Source organism: Rhodococcus sp. 05-2254-5, from assembly GCF_002258575.1.
Lineage (GTDB): Bacteria > Actinomycetota > Actinomycetes > Mycobacteriales > Mycobacteriaceae > Rhodococcoides > Rhodococcoides fascians.
This window is the reverse complement of record NZ_NOZG01000002.1, coordinates 504,322-523,385: the sequence shown is the minus strand read 5'-3', so window position 1 is coordinate 523,385 and position 19,064 is coordinate 504,322. Positions and strand designations below refer to the sequence as shown.

Sequence of the window (19,064 nt, the reverse complement as noted above, 5' to 3'; positions counted from 1 at the left end):
GAGCGTAGCCGCTGGACGCCTTGTTCTCTATCGCAGAGGAACCCGGCCGAATACTACCGACGGGTAGCCTCGCCGGGCCGCTGCTGAAAGCACCTGTACCGGTACAGAGACGAGTGTCACACCACCGCCAGAGGCAGTGCCGTGGGGTGTACCGGGGACGGCAATTCCGAGTGTCCGGTGAGATAAGCGTCGACCCCGTTGGCAGCCGAACGCCCCTCGGCGATCGCCCACACGACCAACGACGCACCGCGGTGGGCATCCCCACAGACGAACACACCCGGGGCCGTCGTCTGCCAATCGGGACCACACGACAACGCGCCGCGCTTCGTCAGCGCCAGGCCGTAGTCGTCGAGCAGCGGTCCATGCTCGACACCCTCGAATCCGATGGCGAACAATGCCAGATCACAGGGCAATTCGACCTCTTCACCGATGGGCGTCACGATGCGTCGCCCGTCCGCGTCGCGCTGCACCTCGACCTCGGCGAGCACCATGGCGCGCACATGTCCGCGCTCGTCGCCGAGGAATCGCTGCACCGCGACCTGATGACGCACGACGCCACCCTCCGCATGAGCAGGCGACGTCCGGAGCACCAACGGCCACGACGGCCACGGCGAGAGGCCGTCGTCGCGGGCACCGGGAAGAGCAGGGTTGTAGTCGAGCTGAGTGACCGACGCGGCACCCTGACGGTGAGCCGTGCCCAGACAATCGGCCCCGGTGTCTCCGCCGCCGATGATCACCACATGCTTGCCCGCAGCGGATATCGACGTCGGCCCGTCGCCCTCGCATTCCTTGTTCGACGGCACCAGATGCTCCATCGCCAGGTGAATGCCGTCGAGTTCACGGCCGATCACCTCGGTGTTGTCGCGAGCCCGCAAAGCGCCGACGGCGAGCACGACCGCATCGAAGCTCTCGCGCAGTTGCTCGACCGTGAAGTCGATGCCGACCTCGCACTCCGTGACGAAATGCGTGCCCTCGGCCCGCATCTGCATCAGCCGCTGATCGAGCACCGACTTCTCCAACTTGAATTCGGGGATTCCGTATCGAAGCAATCCACCGAGCCGATCGTCGCGCTCGTACACGGTGACATCGTGCCCGGCCCTGGTGAGCTGTTGCGCCGCAGCCAGTCCCGCCGGACCCGAACCCACGACGGCCACTCGTTTACCGGTGGTGATCGTCGGCGGCTGGGGAACGACGCTGCCCTGTTCCCAGGCCAGGTCTGCGATGGTCTGCTCGACCCGCTTGATCGTCACACTTCCGCCGGTGGCGGCCTCGGAAATGGACAGCACACAAGCGGATTCACACGGGGCCGGACACACTCGGCCGGTGAACTCCGGGAAGTTGTTGGTGGCGTGCAACCGATCACTGGCCGCGTCCCACCGATCGCGGCGCACGAGATCGTTCCATTCCGGGATCAGGTTGCCCAACGGGCATCCGGCAGTTCCGGAGTGGCAGAACGGAATTCCGCAATCCATGCAGCGGCGCGCTTGTTCCGAGACCTCGGCTGCGCGTTCGCTGCTGGGCTGATCCGAGTACACCTCGTTCCAGTCCCTGACCCGTTCGTCGGTAGGACGCTTGGCGGCCTCACGCTTGACGACCTTCAGAAATCCCTGTGGATCAGCCACGTGCAGCCTCCATGATCGCAGCGTCGACGTCGCGCCCCTCGGCGCGCGCCATTCGTGTCGCCTCCAGCACTCGCTGGTAGTCGACGGGCATGACTTTGGTGAACAGAGCGGACCGGCGGGGCCAGTCGGCGAGCAGCGATGCCGCGACGGTGGAGCCGGTCCAGCGCTCGTGGTTCTCGACCGTCTCGCGCAGCCACACCAGATCGTCCGGATCGGGAACCTGCAACTCGACCATTGCCGTGTTCACGTCCGCGGGGTCGAGACCCAGAACGAAGGCGATACCGCCCGACATGCCGGCCGCCATGTTGCGTCCGGTCGGCCCGAGCACGACCACCCGTCCGCCCGTCATGTACTCGAAGGCGTGATCTCCCACGCCCTCGTTGACCGCAACGGCTCCGGAGTTGCGCACGGCGAACCGCTCCCCCGCCTTACCGCGCAGGTACACCTCCCCCGACGTGGCTCCGTAGAGAATCGTGTTTCCGGCAATGACGTTGTCCTCGGCAACGAACGGTGCGTCCTCGGCCGGTCGGACGACGATGCGTCCTCCCGACAGGCCCTTGCCCACGTAGTCGTTCGCGTCGCCGACGAGATCGATCGTGATTCCGGGCGGCAGGAATGCCCCGAGCGATTGCCCGGCAGAGCCGGTGAACGACACGCGAATCGTGTCGTCGGGTAACCCGGCCGCGCCGTAGCGTCGCGTGACCTCGGACCCCAGAAGTGTTCCGACCGTGCGGTTGACGTTGCGCACGGGCAGCTCCAGCGTCACCGGATGCGCGTCCTCCAATGCGCCCTCGGCCAGCTGGATCAGCGTGCGATCCAGCGCGAAATCGAGGCCGTGGTCCTGATCGCGTAGGCGTCGACGCTGCGTCATGGGCGCGCCGTGTCGATCCACCGGCATCGCGAAGATGGGTGCGAGGTCGAGTCCCTTGCTCTTCCAATGTGCGACGCCGGCAGCGGTCTCGAGCACGTCGGCATGGCCGACGGCCTCGTCGATGCTGCGGAACCCGAGCTGCGCGAGGTACTTTCGCACATCCTCGGCGACGAACCTGAAGAAGTCCTCGAGGAACTCGGGCTTGCCGGTGAATCGCTTGCGCAGTTCGGGGTTCTGAGTCGCGACACCCACTGGGCAGGTGTCGAGATGGCAGACCCGCATCATGATGCATCCCGCGACGATCAGAGGTGCCGTCGAGAACCCGAATTCCTCGGCACCGAGCAGCGCCGCGACGATCACATCACGGCCGGTGCGCATTCCGCCGTCGCACTGGACGGTGATGCGATCGCGAAGTCCGTTGAGCACCAACGTCTGTTGGGCGTCGGCCAGCCCGATTTCCCAGGGCGCACCGGCATGCTTGAGAGACGTCAACGGAGCCGCGCCCGTGCCACCGTCGTATCCCGAGATCAGTACGACGTCGGCGTGCGCCTTGCTCACTCCCGTCGCCACCGTGCCCACTCCTACCGAGCTGACGAGTTTGACGTGGACGCGCGCGTTCTCGTTGGCGTTCTTGAGATCGTGGATCAACTGCGCGAGATCCTCGATGGAATAGATGTCGTGGTGCGGAGGCGGGGAGATCAGGCCGACCCCGGGCGTCGAGTGCCGAGTCTTGGCCACCCACGGGTACACCTTGTAACCGGGCAGCTGCCCGCCCTCACCGGGTTTGGCACCCTGCGCCATCTTGATCTGAATGTCGGTGGCGTTGACCAGATAATCGCTGGTCACCCCGAACCGTCCACTCGCGACCTGCTTGACCGCACTGCGCCGGCTCGGATCGTAGAGGCGATCGACGTCCTCTCCGCCCTCACCGGAGTTGGAGCGCCCACCCAGATTGTTCATCGCAACGGCCATGGTCTCGTGCGCCTCGGCAGAGATGGATCCGTAGCTCATCGCGCCTGTGTTGAACCGAGTGACGATGGACTCGACCGGCTCCACCTCGTCGAGCGGAACAGGCGTGCGCACATGGTCTTTGAACTCGAACAGGCCCCGGAGTGCGCCCCCCTCACGGGCAAGCCGGTTCACTTCGTCGCTGTATTTCTGGAACACGTCGTAGCGACCGGTGCGTGTTGCGTGCTGCAACAGGAACACCGTCTCGGGAGTAAACAAGTGGAGTTCGCCCTCACGCCGGAACTGGTACTCGCCGCCGATCTCGAGGCGGCGGTGAACACGGTCGGTGGGATTCTCCGGGTATGCCTTCCGGTGACGGAGTTTGACCTCTTCGGCAAGGACGTCGAGACCGACTCCGCCGAGCTTGCTGACGGTGCCCTTGAAGTACTCGCGCACGACCTCGCGATCGAGACCGACCGCCTCGAAAACCTGTGCGCCGGTGTAGGACCCGACGGTCGAGATGCCCATCTTGGACATGACCTTGAGCACGCCCTTGCCGAGCCCGTACAGGTAGTTGCGCACCGCGACAGTGGGCTCGACCCCGGTGAGCTCGCCTTCGCCGACCAGGTCCTCGATCGACTCCATGGCCAGGTACGGGTTGACGGCCGCCGCGCCGAATCCGATCAGCAGGGCCAGGTGGTGCACTTCTCGTGCATCGCCGGACTCGACGACGAGGGCGACCTTGGTGCGTTCCTTGGTACGCACCAAATGGTGATGCACAGCAGAGGTGGCCAGCAGGGACGGAATCGGTGCCCGAGTGTGGTCCGAATCACGATCGGAGATGATCAGCGTGCGGTAGCCGGCAGCGATGGCTTCCGATGCCCGCGAGCGCAGCTCCTCGATGGCCTCGGCCAGACCTTCCCCACCACGCTCGACCTCGTACAGTGCGCGCAGCACGATCGCCGACAGACCGGGATGATCACCGTCGTCGTCGATGTGGATGATCTTGTTGAGTTCGTCGTTGTCGAGCACCGGCCACGGCAACACGATCTGCCTGCACGACGCGGCAGTGGGCTCGAGCAGATTCTGCTCCGGTCCCATCACTCGCGACAACGACGTCACGATCTCTTCTCGGATGGAGTCGAGTGGCGGGTTCGTGACCTGCGCGAACAGTTCGATGAAGTAGTCGTACAGCTGACGAGATCGCTGGGACATCACCGCGGACGGGGTGTCGGTCCCCATCGACCCCAGTGGCTCGCCCCCGGAGGCGGCCATCGGGGTGAGCACGACGCGGAGATCTTCCTCGGTGTAGCCGAAGGCGATCTGTCTGCGAATCACGGACTCGTGGTTGTACTGAATGTGGGCGCGCTCGGGCAGGCTCTTGATCTCCAGCAAGCCGGCGTGCAGCCACCCCTGGTACGGATGTTCCTGCGCCAGTTGCAGTTTGATCTCCTCGTCGGGAACGAGACGCCCGGCGACGGTGTCGACCAGAAACATCTTGCCCGGCTCGAGGCGACCCTTGGCGACGACCTGAGATTGCGGCACGTCCAGCACACCCGCCTCGCTCGCGAGGATCACCCGACCGTCGGCCGTCTGCCACCACCGACCGGGTCGCAGACCGTTGCGATCGAGGACGGCTCCGACGTAGCTACCGTCTGTGAACGTGACGCAGGCGGGACCGTCCCACGCTTCCATCATCGACGAGTGGAACTGATAGAACGCCCGTACCCGCGGATCCATCGTGCGATGGTTCTCCCACGGCTCCGGCACCATCATCATCACGACGTGGGGAACGCTCCGGCCGCCCAGGTGCAGCAATTCGAGGACCTCGTCGAGCGACACCGAATCGGATGCATCGGGATTACAGATGGGGAAAAGCCGCTCCAGATCGCCGGGGATGAGATCGCTGGACAGCATCGCTTCCCGAGCTCGCATCCGGTTCCTGTTGCCCTTGACCGTGTTGATCTCTCCGTTGTGCGCTACGTAGCGGTGCGGGTGCGCCAACGGCCACGACGGGAAGGTATTGGTGGAAAAACGACTGTGCACGATGGCAATTGCACTCGTACACAACGGGTTACGCAGCTCCGGGAAGAACAGGGGCAGCTGCATGGTGGTGAGCATGCCCTTGTAGACGATGGTGCGTGCGGACAGTGAAGGGAAGAACAGGCCCGAGCCTTCTGCCTCGATCTCCGGGGTGACGCGCTCCGACCGCTTACGCAGCCCGTACACCAATCGGTCGAGTTCGAGACCGGCCGGACGTGAACCGTCGACCTCGGGGGCCGCGACGAAGAGATAGCTCATGTACGGCATGCATCCGAGCGCCGTCAGTCCGACGTCGGCGCGATCCGGATCGACCTCGACCGGAACCCAACCCAGCACCTCGAGACCCTCGTCGGCTGCAATGGATTCGACACGCTGCACGGCCGACCCGCGCTCACGGATGCCCTGCGGCAGAAAGCAGACACCCGCCGCGAAGGTGTTCTCGCCGTCGCCGTTGGCGGACGGTAACTCGAACGACGACAACGAATCGAGAAGTTCGACGGGCAGCTGGATCAGAATGCCCGCGCCGTCACCACTGTTGGGCTCGGCACCGGCAGCACCACGATGTTCCAGATTCTCCAGTGCCAGAACACCGTCGGACACGATCGAGTGCGAACGGCGTCCGGCGATGTCCGCGATCATCGCGACGCCGCAGGAGTCCTTCTCCGCGCTCGGGTCGTACAGTCCTTGCTCGGCAGGCATCCGAGAAAACAACACCACGATCACCTCCACGTAGACCGGTGGGTGCTTCGGATGGCGCAGTGTCGACATGCTGCACTGTGAGCCTCGGCTACCCCGCCGGCTGGTCGCCCGAACCGACATCGAGTGCCGGATCGATCGAATTCGATGCCTATCGGGAATTCACCGGGACAGCTCTGGCCCGCGAAAGAATCCGAGATCGCTCTCGGATGGCGGAATCGTATCAGTTGCCGATCGCAACGATGCAATCGCGAACGGCACTGGGCTCAGTCGCGCAGGGGGCGCCCGTGTTCATCGCGCACGCTGCCCGTGAGCATCATGATCCCGTCGATCAGCGGCCAGATACCGCCGATGCCGCACGTGAGCCACGTGACCGCGATCTGCGCCACCGCAATTCCCGGTTGATTCAAATAGAAGCGTCCTGCCCCGAAAACACCCAGCAGGATGTTCAGCAGCCCGGCAGTGAGCTTCTGCTTGTCCGAGAACGGTTCACCGGTGACGGGATGCCGTCCGTAAGGAGCGCTCGGATCCACCCAACCGGGAGCACCGGCGTACTGGGGGCCTGGGTAGTGGGGTCCTCCGTACTGGGGTCCTCCGTACTGGGGACCTCCGTATTGGGGACCGCCCGGAAACGGGGGCGGCGGGTAACCCGCACCGGGCGGTGGACCGTCCGGTGCACCGGAGCTACGGTCGTCACCTCCGGACGCGCCGTACGGATCACTGCCCCAATTCGGCGGCCCGTAGCTGGGGTCGGGTGCGCCGTACACCGGACCCGGTGCCGCGTTCTTCTCGAACGAGATGGTGGGCTCCGAACCCGAGCCGTCTCCCGCCGATCCGCCCGGTGTCGATCCGTCCGATGACGATGTACCTGAATCACTCACAACGAACTCCCTCGACGACGCGCTACGGGTAGGTCGATCAGTCTCGCAGCTTGAGCCCGCGACTGTCGGGAACATTGCCGACGAGAATCAGCACGGCGTCCACGACATGCCACACGAACAGTCCGAACAACAGAATCAAGCCGAGACCGAACACCACGGTCAGCAGCACGCCGAAGAAGAACAGCAGCAACTGCGCGACGCCGATTCCGGTGCTACCGATGTAGAAACGACCCACGCCGAGCCAGCCGAGGAACAGCTGAAGTAGTCCACCGACGATCTTCGATTTGTCCGACAACGGTTCACCGGTGACCGGATCCCGCCCGTACGGCGCGTCGGGTCCGACACCGAAACCGGGCCCGGCCGAAAAGCCCTGTGCTTGGCCATAGGCCTGCTGGCCATACCCCTGCTGGCCGTACCCCTGCTGGCCGTACCCTTGCTGGCCGTAGCCCGACTGCTGGCCGTAGCCCGACTGCTGGCCGTAGCCCGAGTGCTGGCCGTACCCCTGCTGGCCATACCCCTGTTGGCCGTATCCCCCGGTCTGGCCGTACCCCTGTGGTGGACCGTAGGGCGACTGTTGGCCGTATCCCGGCTGACCGTATCCCTGGTACTCGGATCCCGGTGTCGGGTAACCGGCGGACGGCGGAAGGCCACCGATCGAATTGTCGATACTTCCGTCCGGGCTGGGGGCCGGATAGCTGGGAGTACTGGACCAGCCGGGCCCGTTGCCGATACCCGAATAGGTGTCCCAGCCCGGTCCGGTAGAACCGGCGGGACCGTGCGAGGGTGCAGACTCGGATGTCGCGGGCGGCTCGGAGAGCGACGCCTCGGCCGTTGCGTCGTAGTCGAACGGTGTACCGAAAGAGCCGGCCGACTTGTCGGTGCCGCCGCCCGAATCAGCAGGGTCGGGGTGTGCCCTCTTCTCGAAATCAACCACGGGTACTGCCTTCTTCCTCGGCTTTCTTCTCGGACGATGTCTCGCCCGTGCCTTCCTGCGGATCGCCGTCGGCGGACTCGTCACCCGTCTTGTCTTCGCTGTCGCGACCGTCGTCGTCGTTCGACTTCAATGCCGCTGGGTCTTCGCGACCCTTGGTGGCGAGAACGAAGTAGGCGACGGCCAGCACGAAGATGATTGCCGAAGTGAAAGTGTTCACGCGAATGCCGGCGATCTTCGTCGCGAAGTCGTCTCGCATGAGTTCCACCCAGAACCGACCGACGCAGTATCCGGCCACGTAGAGCGCGAACAATCGACCGTGGCCGATCGTGTACTTCCGATCGACGAGTACCAGGAGGACGACGACGAGGACGCTCCACAACAGTTCGTAGAGGAACGTCGGGTGGACGACCTTCTCGACCATTCCGGTGGAGACGCCGTTCAGAGGATCGAGCCGGCCGTTCGCATCGAGTCGCTCGTAGATCTCGAGACCCCACGGTTGCGTGGTTTCGCGACCGTAGAGCTCCTGGTTGAAGTAGTTGCCGATGCGGCCGATTGCCTGGGCCAGCAGGATCGGCGGGCCTACCGCGTCACCGAATGCCGGGAGTGGGATGCCGCGTCGACGACACGCGATCCACGCGCCGACTCCGCCGAGGAACACCGCGCCCCAGATTCCGAGACCGCCGTTCCACACGTAGAGCGCCTCGATCGGCCGACCGCCGGCACCGAAGTACGTCTTCCAGTCGGTGGCCACGTGGTACAGCCGGCCACCGAGAAGCCCGAAAGGTACGGCCCACACGGCGACGTCGAGGACCGTGCCCTTGGTTCCGCCGCGAGCGACCCACCGGCGATCTCCCCACACCACGGCCACCACGATGCCGATGATGATGAACAGGGCGTAGGCACGGAGCGCGAGCGGTCCGACGTGCCACACCCCCTGCGCGGGACTGGGAATGTAGGCCAGGAAGGCGGTCGAAGTCACGACGCTACGTTAGCGGAGCGGACACCCTCGGCGAGTTCGGTCGTCAGGTCACGAACCGCGTCGAGACCGTTGTCGACAGCGGTCACCAAAGCCGAGCCGACGATGACCGCATCGGCATACTTCGCGATCTCGGCAGCCTGTGCGCCCGACCGAACGCCGAGACCGACGCCGATCGGAATGTCGGAATGCTCGCGGATACGCGCCGCCAACGCCGGTGCCATCGAGGACACCGCGTCGCGGGCACCGGTCACGCCCATCGTCGAGGCGGCGTAGACGAAGCCGCTGCTGGCTTCGACGGTGCTGACGAGTCGCTCCTCCGTCGTCGACGGTGCGACGAGGAAGATTCGGTCGAGTCCGTACCGATCCGAGACCTCGATCCATTCCTGAGCCTCGTCGGGGATCAGGTCGGGAGTGATGATTCCGAGTCCACCCGCATCGGCGAGGCTCCGGGCGAAATTCTCGATGCCGTATTTGAGCACCAGATTCCAGTAGGTCATGACGACCGCTTTGCCACCCGCGGCTGCGACCTGCTCGGTGACGGCGAAGACGTCCTTGACCCGGGCTCCGGCTCGCAGCGCCACGTCTGCAGCAGCTTGGATCGTGGGGCCGTCCATCACCGGATCGGAGTACGGGATGCCGACCTCGACGATGTCGCACCCGGCATCGACCATGGTCTTGAAGACCTCGATCGACCGGGGCACGGTCGGAAAGCCGGCGGGCAGGTATCCGACGAGTGCAGCGCGCCCTTCGGCACGGCACTGGGCGAACGTCCCGGAGAGGCGAGAGTCGTTGTTGCTCATGGCTTGATACCTGCTTCGTCGTCCACGTTCGCTTCGCCGTCTCCGTCGATCAGGCCGAACCACTCGGCTGCGGTGTCGACGTCCTTGTCGCCGCGACCGGACAGGTTGACCAGGATGATGGCACCTTCACCCAGTTCCTTGCCGAGGGTGAGTGCGCCGGCGATGGCGTGCGACGATTCGATGGCCGGGATGATGCCCTCGGTGCGGCACAGCAGCTTGAAGGCGTTCATGGCCTCGGTGTCCGTCACGCCGCGGTACTCGGCGCGCCCGATGTCGTGTAGGTACGAATGCTCGGGTCCGACCCCGGGATAGTCCAATCCTGCTGAGATGGAGTGGGATTCGACGGTCTGACCGTCCTCGTTCTGCAACAGGTACGAGTAGGCACCGTGCAGGGCTCCGGGAGTACCACCGCTGATGGTCGCGGCGTGGCGACCGGTCTCGACTCCGTCGCCGGCAGCCTCGAAACCGACGAGACGGACATCGGCGTCGTCGATGAATGCGTGGAAGATGCCGATGGCGTTGGACCCGCCGCCGACGCAGGCCGCGATGGCATCGGGCAGGCGGCCGGTGGATGCGAGGACCTGCTGCCGCGCTTCGAGGCCGATGATGCGCTGGAAATCGCGGACCATCACCGGGAACGGATGCGGTCCTGCGACGGTTCCGAAGCAGTAATAAGTGTTGTCGGCGTGGGTGACCCAGTCTCGCAGCGCCTCGTTGATCGCGTCCTTGAGAGTGCGCGAACCGGACTTCACTGAAATGACTTCCGACCCGAGCAAACGCATCCGGGCGACATTGAGGGCCTGGCGCTCGGTGTCGACCTCACCCATGTAGACGACGCAGTCGAGACCCATGAGGGCACAGGCCGTGGCGGTCGCGACGCCGTGCTGACCGGCACCGGTCTCTGCGATGACACGAGTCTTGCCCATTCGCTTCGCGAGCAGAACTTGCCCGAGCACGTTGTTGATCTTGTGAGAACCGGTGTGATTCAGGTCTTCTCGCTTGAGCAGGATCCGAGCGCCACCGGCGTGCTCGGACAACCGGGTCGCCTCGAACACCGGAGACGGGCGACCGGTGTAATCGCGCTGCAGCCGATCCAGCTCACCGAGGAACTCGTTGTCGCTGCGCACTTTCTCGTACTCGGCGGTGACTTCCTCGATCACACCCATCAACGCCTCGGGCACGAACCTGCCCCCGTACACGCCGAAGTGACCGCCCACATCGGGCTCGTGCGCGCTGCGATCGGTGAGGCCGATGCTGCTCTGCGGCAGATCAGCGCCCTTGAAGCGGACTACCTGAGGGGCGTCCGCGGCGGAAGAAGTTTGGCTGGTGCTCACCGCTCCAGTGTGCCCCAACGGCGGACCGTCGCCGCGTTCGGGTGGGGTGCCGGTTCAGCGTGCGGGTTTCGGGCACGACGGGTGCGTGCCCGCCGTCACCAGGTCCGAGACCGCAGTGCGCGGATCGCCCGCGGTGACCAGACCTTCTCCGACCAACACTGCGTCGGCGCCGGCTCCGGCGTACGCGAGAAGGTCGGCGGTGCCCCGCACTCCCGACTCGGCAACGCGAATGATCTCACTGGGCAGACCGGGCGCGATACGGCCGAAACTGTCGCGATCGATCTCGAGGGTCTTGAGGTTGCGGGCGTTGATACCGATGACGCTGGCACCCGCCTCGAGTGCGCGATCGGCCTCGGCCTCGGTGTGGACCTCGACGAGTGCCGTCATGCCGAGTGACTCCGTGCGATCGAGAAGAGACGTGAGTGCGTCCTGCTCCAGGGCTGCGACGATCAGCAGGATGACGTCCGCGCCGTGTGCTCGGGCCTCGTGGATCTGGTACGGACCGACGATGAAATCCTTGCGCAGCACAGGAATCGAGACTGCGGCTCGCACCGCGTCGAGATCGGCGAGCGATCCCCGGAATCGACGCTCTTCGGTCAACACGCTGATGACGCGGGCGCCACCCTGCTCGTAGGCACGCGCGAGCACCGCAGGATCACCGATGTCGGCCAACGCGCCCTTGGACGGGCTCGCACGCTTGACCTCGGCAATGACGCCGATGCCGTCCTCGCGGAGGGCAGCCGCCGCGTCGAGAGGTGCCGGGGCCAGCTTCGCTGCTGCCTTCACCGCAGCGAAATCGATCACCGATTCGCGCGCGGCGACGTCGGCTCGTACACCGTCGAGAATCGAGTCGAGAACAGTCATGGTGCCCCAGTCCTTTCTGAGCGTCGACATTCGATGTGAGGAATCTCATCGAGGTCGGAACCTAGCGTAGAGGGCCGAATCAATCCGACGAACGCCGGGTACCGGACTCGTCGGTAGGGTCTTCACCGGCATCGAGCGCGTCCCACATCATGCGCTCGGTCAGGTCTTCACCCTCGTCCTGTGCACCCACGGCGGACGTGGTTCCAGCGGCCCGGCGAGCCACTTCGTCGCGCCGCACAGCCGGAGCTGCATACTTGGACGAGAGTACCTGTGGGCCAAAAGATTTCCGAATCGACAGGGCAGCCGCCGCGAACGCACACAGGGCCCCTGCGAGCGTGATCAGCGCGGGCAGTGTCGATGCCGTCGTCATCGTCACCTCGGCACGAGCCGGGAGCTCGGCGAGCGCAGCCGCCTCCGAGTCCGAAGCCCCCGCGGCGAGTAGCCGAACGGCCGGAATCGCCGCAGCGATCGCAACCACCGCGATGAGCAATGCCAGAACCCGAGATGCCCACCCGCGCACCGCGAACGAGGCCGCCACAGCAGCGACAAGCACCAAGGCGAGAGGAGTCGTCGCCGCGGCCCAGATACTGCCGACGAGATCGTCGGTCCGGCTCTCGCCGAGACCGTCGGAGGACGTCACGCTCACCCACGTCATTCTGGACGCACCCCACAGGCATGCGGCCGCAACCACGAGCAGCACGACAGGCAGAACGGCCGATCCGCGGCCGCCGGAGCGTTCGGTCATCGGCCACCGACCTCACGCAGCGTTTCGGCTGCTGCGACGGCACTCAGCACGGCCATGGCCTTGTTCCTCGCTTCGTCGTCCTCGTACTCCGCTACCGAGTCGGCCACGACTCCGGCACCGGCCTGCACGTACGCCGTGCCGTCCTTGATGAGCGCGGTGCGAATCGAGATTGCGGTATCGGCGTCCCCGGCGAAGTCGAGATAGCCGACGATGCCGCCGTAGATGCCACGCCGCGTCGGCTCGAGCTCGTCGATCAGTTCCATCGCCCGCACCTTGGGTGCACCCGACAGCGTGCCCGCGGGGAAGCACGCCTTGACTGCGTCCAGAGCCCGCTTTCCCTCGGCGAGACGTCCCGTCACCGTCGACACCAGGTGCATGACGTGGCTGTAGCGCTCGATATGGCGGTAGTCGCCCACGCGCACCGTCCCGGGAGCACACACTCGGCCGAGATCGTTGCGACCGAGATCGACGAGCATCAGATGCTCCGCGTTCTCCTTCTCGTCGGCCAGCAGATCCTTCTCGAGCAGCACGTCGTCCTCCTCGGAGGCACCGCGCCAGCGCGTACCGGCGATCGGGTGCGTGGTCGCGAGACCGTCCTTGACCGTCACGAGAGCTTCGGGGCTGGATCCGACGATCGAGAACGCCGTCTCGTCGTTCTCCCCCGGCACGTGCATCAGATACATGTACGGGCTGGGATTCGAGGCCCGCAGCATGCGATAGACGTCGAGAGGAGACGCCTCGGTGTCCATCTCGAAGCGCTGCGAGAGCACCACCTGAAACGCTTCACCGGCCTCGATCTCCTCGACCAGCCGCTCGACATCGGCACCGAATCCCTCCGATGTCCGCTGCCTGCGGAAACGGGGCGCGGACTTGGAGAAGACCGACACCGTCGACGCAGCAGGCTCGGACAGATCCGCGCACATCCGGTCCAGGCGACTCACCGCGTCGTCGTAGGCCCGGTCGACGTGCTCGTCGGTGCCGTTCCAGTTGACCGCGTTCGCGATCAGGGTGATCGATCCTTCGTGATGGTCCACGGCCGCCAGATCGGTGGCCAGCAACATGACCATCTCGGGGATGCCGAGGTCGTCCTGCGCATGTTCGGGCAGCTTCTCGATGCGCCGCACCGAGTCGTATCCGAGATATCCGACCATTCCGCCGGTCAACGGCGGCAGGCCCGGCACGCGCTCGGAATGGAGTAGCTCCAAGGTTCGAGCCAACACGTCGAGGGGGTCACCGCCGCTCGGGACACCTGCGGGCACGTTGCCGCGCCACGCCGCCTCGCCGTCGACCACCGTCAGCGCCGCAGGCGCACCCGCACCGATGAACGACCATCTCGACCACGACCGCCCGTTCTCCGCGGATTCGAGCAAGAACGTTCCGGGTCGGTCGGCGGCAAGCTTGCGGTACGCCGACAACGGAGTTTCGGAGTCGGCGAGCACCTTTCGCGTCACCGGCACCACTCGATGCTCGGCGGCGAGCTGGCGGAACACCTCCCGGGACGTGGTCGAGTCCGCGGCATCGGTGGGTTGGGCGTCGATGGGTGCGGCGTCCATGGATGCGGTCTCGGTGGGGCTCGTGTGGGGAGTCGTCTCGCCGTGCATGACCCCATCCTCCCAGGTTCGGCGGCGACACCCTCGCGCGCGGTAACCTGCCGACCATGAAACCAGGCGAGCTCGTTCCCGATTTTTCCCTGCCGGACCAGACCGGAAAGCTGCGAACGCTGACCGAATTGCTTACCGACGGTCCGATAGTGCTGTTCTTCTACCCGGCTGCATTCACCCCCGGATGCACCGCCGAAGCCTGCCATTTCCGCGATCTCGCAGGCGAATTCGCCGAGGTGGGTGCCACCCGGGTCGGCATCAGCGCCGACGCGGTCGCCAAGCAGGCCGAGTTCGCCGCCGCCAAATCGTTCGACTATCCGTTGCTCTCCGACGAGGACGGTGCCGTCGCGACCGCATTCGGGGTCAAGCGCGGCCTGCTCGCCAAGCTCTCCCCGGTCAAGCGCGCGACGTTCGTCATCGGTACCGACCGCAAGGTCCTCGAGAGTTTCTCCAGTGAGCTGCGATTCGAGGCCCACGCGGACAAGGCGCTGGAATACCTGCGCGCGCACCGCAGCTAGGCCGATTGTTCGACGCGATGCCTCGGGCCCGGGGATGCTCGAGGCATCATGTGCAGAACACAACTGTCTCGATCGAGAGGTACCCGCGATGGACACGTCGGCGACACCGAATGATGCGGTGGATCCCCGCTGGCTCACCGAGAGCCAGCAAGAGGCGTGGCGCGCGCTCGTCGCCCTGGTCACCCGACTGCCCGCAGCATTGGACGCCCAGCTGCAACGCGATTCGCAGTTGACCCACTTCGATTACTTCGTCCTCGCGGTCGTCAGCGAGAACCCACAGCGACGAATTCAACTGCGCGATCTCGCGGAGTACGCCAACGCGTCGCTTTCACGTCTGTCGCACGTGGTCACCAAGCTCGAGAAGGCGGGATGGGTTCGCCGCGAAAGTATCCCGGGGAGCCGCGGTTCCTATGCGGTGCTGACCGACGCCGGCATGGAGAAGGTCGTGGCATCGGCGCCAGGACACGTCGAAACAGTGCAGGCTCTGATATTCGACGGACTGTCCGACGCGGAGGTGGGTCGACTGTCGACTCTGAGCACGACGCTACTCACTCAGCTGGACAAGGGAATTGCCGCAGGAACCGGTCACGCCTGAGCCGCGGGCCCCAACAGCACGTCGGAGTCGAAGCAGGTGTGGGTGCCGGTGTGGCATGCCGCGCCGATCTGGTCGACGACCAACAGCACTGTGTCCCCGTCACAATCGAGCCGGACCTCGTGCACGTACTGCGTGTGCCCCGAGGTCTCGCCTTTGACCCAGTACTGCTGCCTGGACCTGGAGTAGTAGGTGCCCTTGCGCGTCGCGAGCGTGCGCGACAACGCTTCGTCGTCCATCCAGGCAACCATCAGTACCTGGCCGGTCGAGCGCTCCTGCACCACAGCACTGAACAGTCCGGCTTCGTTTCGCTTGAGCCGGGCGGACAGCGTCGGGTCGAGAGTCATCGAAAACCTCTTCGCTAGCGGACGACGATGCGCTCGGCGCGCATCGATTCTTTGACCTGGCCGATGGTGAGGTCCCCGAAGTGGAACACGCTTGCGGCGAGGACGGCGTCGGCTCCGGCGTGGACGGCGGGCGCGAAATGTTCGACGCGCCCTGCTCCTCCGCTGGCGATGACGGGAACGTGCACGGCGGACCGGACCGCCGCGATCATCGGCAGGTCGAATCCGGCCTTCGTGCCGTCGGCATCCATCGAATTGAGAAGGATCTCACCGACTCCCAGTTCGGCACCGCGTACTGCCCATTCGACGGCGTCGATACCGGTTCCACGCTTGCCGCCGTGGGTGGTGACTTCCCAGCCCGACGGGGTGTCCTGCTGTCCCTGCGGGACGGTGCGTGCATCCACCGACAGGACGATGCACTGGGACCCGAATCGCTCACTGAGCTCGCGCAGCAACTCCGGCCGAGCGATGGCTGCGGTGTTGACGCTGACCTTGTCGGCACCGGCCCGCAGCAGTAGGTCGACGTCGGCGACAGTGCGTACTCCCCCACCGACGGTCAGGGGAATGAACACCTGCTCGGCGGTGCGGCTGACGACGTCGAGCATGGTTCCTCGATCGGATGTGGACGCCGTGACGTCCAGGAACGTCAGTTCGTCGGCTCCCTGTGCGTCGTACGCTGCCGCGAGCTCGACGGGATCACCTGCGTCGCGGAGGTTTTCGAAGTTGACGCCCTTGACGACACGTCCGGCATCGACGTCGAGGCACGGGATCACTCTGACCGCAACGCTCATCGCACCGGTCCTTCCAGATAGTCGCCGGGTGCACCGAGTTCGGTGATCACCTTCAGCAGTTCGCCGTGTACTCCGGGGCCGGCCGCGAGCACCGACTTCGAATCGATGGTCCACGGTCGGCCTGCGAGATCGGTGACGATTCCGCCCGCAGCACGAACCAGCAGGGCCCCGGCAGCGTTGTCCCAGGCGCGGTATCCGAAGACCACCGCGCCGCCCAGTACGCCGCTGGCGGTGTACGCCAGATCGACTCCGGTGGCACCGTGCATGCGCAGCCGCGAGGAGTGCATCGACAACTCTTCGAGAATGCGAAACCGGAAGCGGCCGGGGATGGATCCACGGCTGGCAACGTTGAACGCACCGAACCCGATCATCGACTCGCGCAACGACTTCGGTTGCAGTGCGGGTAGCGGGGCCCCGTTCAGAAGCAACGGGCCGTCCGCCACGGCAGAGAATCGCTGATTCACCAGTGGTAGCCACGTGAGCCCGAGGACCGGCACCCCGTCATCGAGCAACGCCAACAACGTTCCGGCAGAGGGCAATCCGGACGAGTAGTTGAATGTGCCGTCGATCGGGTCGAGTACCCATACGAGACCGGAGTTCAGATCGGGACCGCCGAACTCTTCACCGTGAACGGCGATTCCGGTGGCGTCGTACAGTTCCGCGCCCAGACGACGCTCGAGTTCGAGATCCACCGCGGTGGCGAAGTCGTCGGGGCCCTTCTGCACGGCACTCGGTGCGCCGACGCCCGCGAGGAACCGATCATGGATGCCGTCGAGCAACCCACCGGCGATCTCGAGCAGACGACTCGGTTCCTCGGGAAGGGTCATTCGTCGTTACCGAGACACTGCCGAGAGGGCATCGGGCAGTGTGAAACGCCCGGCGTACAAGGCTTTTCCGACGATGGATCCCTCCACGCCACGGTCGACCAGTCCGGCGATCGCTTCGAGGTCGGCGATCGTCGACACGCCGCCGGACGCGATGACCGGCTTGTCGGTCCTGTCGCACACGTCGGCGAGAAGTTCGAGGTTCGGGCCGGTCAGGGTGCCGTCCTTGGTGACGTCGGTGACGACGTACCGCGAGCAGCCGTCGCGTTCGAGCCGCTCGAGTACCTCCCACAGGCCACCGCCGTCGCTGACCCAACCGCGGCCACGCAGACGAGGCGCGCCGTCCACCATCAGCACGTCGAGGCCGACCGCGACACGATCGCCGAATTCGCCGATCGCACGAGCGCACCACTCGGGGTCTTCCAGAGCCGCCGTACCCAGGTTGACGCGTGCGCATCCGGTTGCGAGGGCGGCACGCAGGGAATCGTCGTCGCGAATTCCGCCCGAGAGCTCGACCTTCACATCGAGCTCACCGACGACCGAGGCCAACAGTTCACGGTTGGACCCGCGCCCGAACGCGGCATCGAGATCCACCAGATGGACCCACTCGGCGCCGTCGTTCTGCCACGCCAGGGCGGCATCACGGGGCGAACCGTACTTCGTTTCGCTACCGGCTTCCCCTTGAACGAGACGGACAGCTTCGCCGCCTGCGACATCGACAGCAGGCAATAAGACCAGGCTCACGTGCGGTTATGCTACGGGCCGACTCGCGTCGAATTCAAAACGGGTCAGCACTGCCTGGATCCGCAGGCCGCCGGGACGGCCCGTCAGCTGTCGGGACCGAGTTCCTTGCGCGTCATGCGCGTGGACACGACCCCCATGGCCGTGATCGCCCCGACAACTCCGGCCAACGCGATGAGCAGAGCAACGCCGGCGGTGGGCTGCCACACAGCGATCGACACGGTCGCGAGGGCGAGTACCGCAACTGCCGCCCCGAGCGCTCGAAACGCCAACCGGCCGAGCGAGAACTCGCGTTCGCTCACACCGATCGAACCCAGTTCTCGAGCAACGCGGCACCGGCGTCGCCGGACTTCTCCGGGTGAAACTGTGTGGCCGAGAGCGCGCCGTTCTCCACGGCAGCGAGGAAGCGGCCACCGTGATCGGCCCACGTGAGCAACGGGGCGGCGATGGTCTCGCTCGGTTCGAGCTCCCACTGCTGCGCGGCGTAGGAATGGACGAAATAGAACCGTGTCTCGCGGTCGATGCCGTCGAACAGCACGCTGTTCTCCGGAGCCTCGACGGTGTTCCAACCCATGTGCGGAAGCACTTCGGCCTGCAGGCGTTCGACAGTGCCCGGCCATTCGCCGCACCCGTCCGCCTCGACGCCGAACTCGACACCGCGATCGAAGAGGATCTGCATGCCGACGCAAATTCCCAGTACCGGGCGGCCACCCGCGAGACGACGCCCGATGATGCGCTCACCTCGAACGGCCGTCAGACCCTCCATACAGGCGGCGAATGCACCGACCCCGGGAACCACCAGCGCTTCTGCATTCAGGGCTTCGTCGAAGTCGGAGGTCACCGTCACGTCGGCACCGACGCGGGCCAACGCCCTTTTCGCCGAGTGCAGATTGCCCGAGCCGTAGTCGAGCAACACCACAGAAGTCATGGAACGAG

General features: G+C 65.5%; 17 protein-coding genes and 1 pseudogene. 2 read left to right on the top strand and 16 right to left on the bottom strand.

All coding sequences use genetic code 11. The annotated features are described in order from the left end of the window. Positions 1 to 116: 116 nt before the first annotated feature. The 10 genes and pseudogenes from CH278_RS03560 to CH278_RS03515 all read right to left on the bottom strand — a co-directional run bounded on the left by CH278_RS03560 (position 117) and on the right by CH278_RS03515 (position 14,270). Entirely contained in the window at positions 117 to 1,622 is a 1,506-nt protein-coding gene (locus tag CH278_RS03560; protein WP_094621177.1) for a glutamate synthase subunit beta, read from the bottom strand. Continuing rightward, entirely contained in the window at positions 1,615 to 6,183 is a 4,569-nt protein-coding gene (gene gltB / locus CH278_RS03555; RefSeq protein WP_373557317.1) for a glutamate synthase large subunit, read from the bottom strand. The genes CH278_RS03560 and gltB overlap by 8 nt, the downstream gene beginning before the upstream one ends. 263 nt (positions 6,184 to 6,446) lie before the next feature. Continuing rightward, positions 6,447 to 6,953, bottom strand: a pseudogene (locus tag CH278_RS27885) (TM2 domain-containing protein); the annotation flags it as partial. A 145-nt stretch (positions 6,954 to 7,098) separates the two neighbouring features. After that, the gene (locus CH278_RS28140) at positions 7,099 to 7,995 is read right to left on the bottom strand and encodes a TM2 domain-containing protein (protein WP_045841245.1); all 897 of its coding nucleotides are present in this window, start codon (positions 7,993 to 7,995) and stop codon (positions 7,099 to 7,101) included. Continuing rightward, the gene (gene lgt / locus CH278_RS03540; protein ID WP_032374326.1) at positions 7,988 to 8,974 is read right to left on the bottom strand and encodes a prolipoprotein diacylglyceryl transferase; all 987 of its coding nucleotides are present in this window, start codon (positions 8,972 to 8,974) and stop codon (positions 7,988 to 7,990) included. The genes CH278_RS28140 and lgt overlap by 8 nt, the downstream gene beginning before the upstream one ends. Continuing rightward, the gene (gene trpA / locus CH278_RS03535) at positions 8,971 to 9,774 is read right to left on the bottom strand and encodes a tryptophan synthase subunit alpha (protein WP_027497278.1); all 804 of its coding nucleotides are present in this window, start codon (positions 9,772 to 9,774) and stop codon (positions 8,971 to 8,973) included. Before trpA ends, lgt begins: the two co-directional genes overlap by 4 nt. Then, the gene (trpB, locus tag CH278_RS03530) at positions 9,771 to 11,042 is read right to left on the bottom strand and encodes a tryptophan synthase subunit beta (RefSeq protein ID WP_094621224.1); all 1,272 of its coding nucleotides are present in this window, start codon (positions 11,040 to 11,042) and stop codon (positions 9,771 to 9,773) included. Before trpB ends, trpA begins: the two co-directional genes overlap by 4 nt. A gap of 120 nt (positions 11,043 to 11,162) precedes the next feature. Next, positions 11,163 to 11,972 carry an indole-3-glycerol phosphate synthase TrpC gene (gene trpC / locus CH278_RS03525; protein WP_027497280.1) on the bottom strand — a complete coding sequence of 270 codons (810 nt, stop codon included), beginning with the start codon at positions 11,970 to 11,972 and terminating at the stop codon, positions 11,163 to 11,165. 79 nt (positions 11,973 to 12,051) lie between these two features. Next, positions 12,052 to 12,717: a TIGR02234 family membrane protein gene (locus tag CH278_RS03520; RefSeq protein ID WP_094621176.1), complete on the bottom strand. Its 666-nt coding sequence runs from the start codon at positions 12,715 to 12,717 to the stop codon at positions 12,052 to 12,054. Continuing rightward, positions 12,714 to 14,270: an anthranilate synthase component I gene (locus CH278_RS03515; RefSeq protein ID WP_228139413.1), complete on the bottom strand. Its 1,557-nt coding sequence runs from the start codon at positions 14,268 to 14,270 to the stop codon at positions 12,714 to 12,716. The genes CH278_RS03520 and CH278_RS03515 overlap by 4 nt, the downstream gene beginning before the upstream one ends. A 104-nt stretch (positions 14,271 to 14,374) precedes the next feature. Between CH278_RS03515 and CH278_RS03510 the strand changes: the two genes are divergently transcribed. Both CH278_RS03510 and CH278_RS03505 read left to right on the top strand, forming a co-directional pair. Continuing rightward, positions 14,375 to 14,836: a peroxiredoxin gene (locus CH278_RS03510; RefSeq protein WP_027497283.1), complete on the top strand. Its 462-nt coding sequence runs from the start codon at positions 14,375 to 14,377 to the stop codon at positions 14,834 to 14,836. Between the two features lie 88 nt (positions 14,837 to 14,924). Further along, positions 14,925 to 15,431 carry a MarR family winged helix-turn-helix transcriptional regulator gene (locus tag CH278_RS03505; protein WP_045841353.1) on the top strand — a complete coding sequence of 169 codons (507 nt, stop codon included), beginning with the start codon at positions 14,925 to 14,927 and terminating at the stop codon, positions 15,429 to 15,431. Here CH278_RS03505 and hisI read toward each other — a convergent pair. The 6 genes from hisI to hisH all read right to left on the bottom strand — a co-directional run bounded on the left by hisI (position 15,422) and on the right by hisH (position 19,056). After that, positions 15,422 to 15,775, bottom strand: a complete 354-nt coding sequence (gene hisI, locus CH278_RS03500) for a phosphoribosyl-AMP cyclohydrolase (RefSeq protein WP_027497285.1) — start codon at positions 15,773 to 15,775, stop codon at positions 15,422 to 15,424. The genes CH278_RS03505 and hisI overlap by 10 nt on opposite strands. A gap of 14 nt (positions 15,776 to 15,789) precedes the next feature. Beyond that, positions 15,790 to 16,563: an imidazole glycerol phosphate synthase subunit HisF gene (hisF, locus tag CH278_RS03495; RefSeq protein ID WP_027497286.1), complete on the bottom strand. Its 774-nt coding sequence runs from the start codon at positions 16,561 to 16,563 to the stop codon at positions 15,790 to 15,792. Next, positions 16,560 to 17,390 (bottom strand): inositol monophosphatase family protein, encoded by an 831-nt coding sequence (locus CH278_RS03490; protein ID WP_032370328.1) that lies wholly within the window; start codon positions 17,388 to 17,390, stop codon positions 16,560 to 16,562. The genes hisF and CH278_RS03490 overlap by 4 nt, the downstream gene beginning before the upstream one ends. A gap of 6 nt (positions 17,391 to 17,396) precedes the next feature. After that, positions 17,397 to 18,131: a bifunctional 1-(5-phosphoribosyl)-5-((5-phosphoribosylamino)methylideneamino)imidazole-4-carboxamide isomerase/phosphoribosylanthranilate isomerase PriA gene (gene priA / locus CH278_RS03485; RefSeq protein ID WP_032370327.1), complete on the bottom strand. Its 735-nt coding sequence runs from the start codon at positions 18,129 to 18,131 to the stop codon at positions 17,397 to 17,399. Between the two features lie 83 nt (positions 18,132 to 18,214). Continuing rightward, positions 18,215 to 18,430, bottom strand: coding sequence for a hypothetical protein (locus CH278_RS03480; RefSeq protein WP_027497289.1), 216 nt, complete (start codon positions 18,428 to 18,430; stop codon positions 18,215 to 18,217). Continuing rightward, a complete protein-coding gene (gene hisH / locus CH278_RS03475) occupies positions 18,427 to 19,056 on the bottom strand; it encodes an imidazole glycerol phosphate synthase subunit HisH (RefSeq protein WP_032368073.1) in 630 nt (209 codons plus the stop codon). The genes CH278_RS03480 and hisH overlap by 4 nt, the downstream gene beginning before the upstream one ends. Positions 19,057 to 19,064 lie beyond the last annotated feature (8 nt).

Coding starts and splice junctions, on each gene's coding strand:
- gltB (WP_373557317.1), bottom strand. CDS start 6,183: ATGCCTGCCGAGCAAGGACTGTACGACCCGAGCGCGGAGAAGGACTCC.
- trpA (WP_027497278.1), bottom strand. CDS start 9,774: ATGAGCAACAACGACTCTCGCCTCTCCGGGACGTTCGCCCAGTGCCGT.
- trpC (WP_027497280.1), bottom strand. CDS start 11,972: ATGACTGTTCTCGACTCGATTCTCGACGGTGTACGAGCCGACGTCGCC.
- CH278_RS03520 (WP_094621176.1), bottom strand. CDS start 12,717: ATGACCGAACGCTCCGGCGGCCGCGGATCGGCCGTTCTGCCTGTCGTG.
- CH278_RS03515 (WP_228139413.1), bottom strand. CDS start 14,270: ATGGACGCCGCACCCATCGACGCCCAACCCACCGATGCCGCGGACTCG.
- CH278_RS03510 (WP_027497283.1), top strand. CDS start 14,375: ATGAAACCAGGCGAGCTCGTTCCCGATTTTTCCCTGCCGGACCAGACC.
- CH278_RS03505 (WP_045841353.1), top strand. CDS start 14,925: ATGGACACGTCGGCGACACCGAATGATGCGGTGGATCCCCGCTGGCTC.
- hisI (WP_027497285.1), bottom strand. CDS start 15,775: ATGACTCTCGACCCGACGCTGTCCGCCCGGCTCAAGCGAAACGAAGCC.
- hisF (WP_027497286.1), bottom strand. CDS start 16,563: ATGAGCGTTGCGGTCAGAGTGATCCCGTGCCTCGACGTCGATGCCGGA.
- CH278_RS03490 (WP_032370328.1), bottom strand. CDS start 17,390: ATGACCCTTCCCGAGGAACCGAGTCGTCTGCTCGAGATCGCCGGTGGG.
- hisH (WP_032368073.1), bottom strand. CDS start 19,056: ATGACTTCTGTGGTGTTGCTCGACTACGGCTCGGGCAATCTGCACTCG.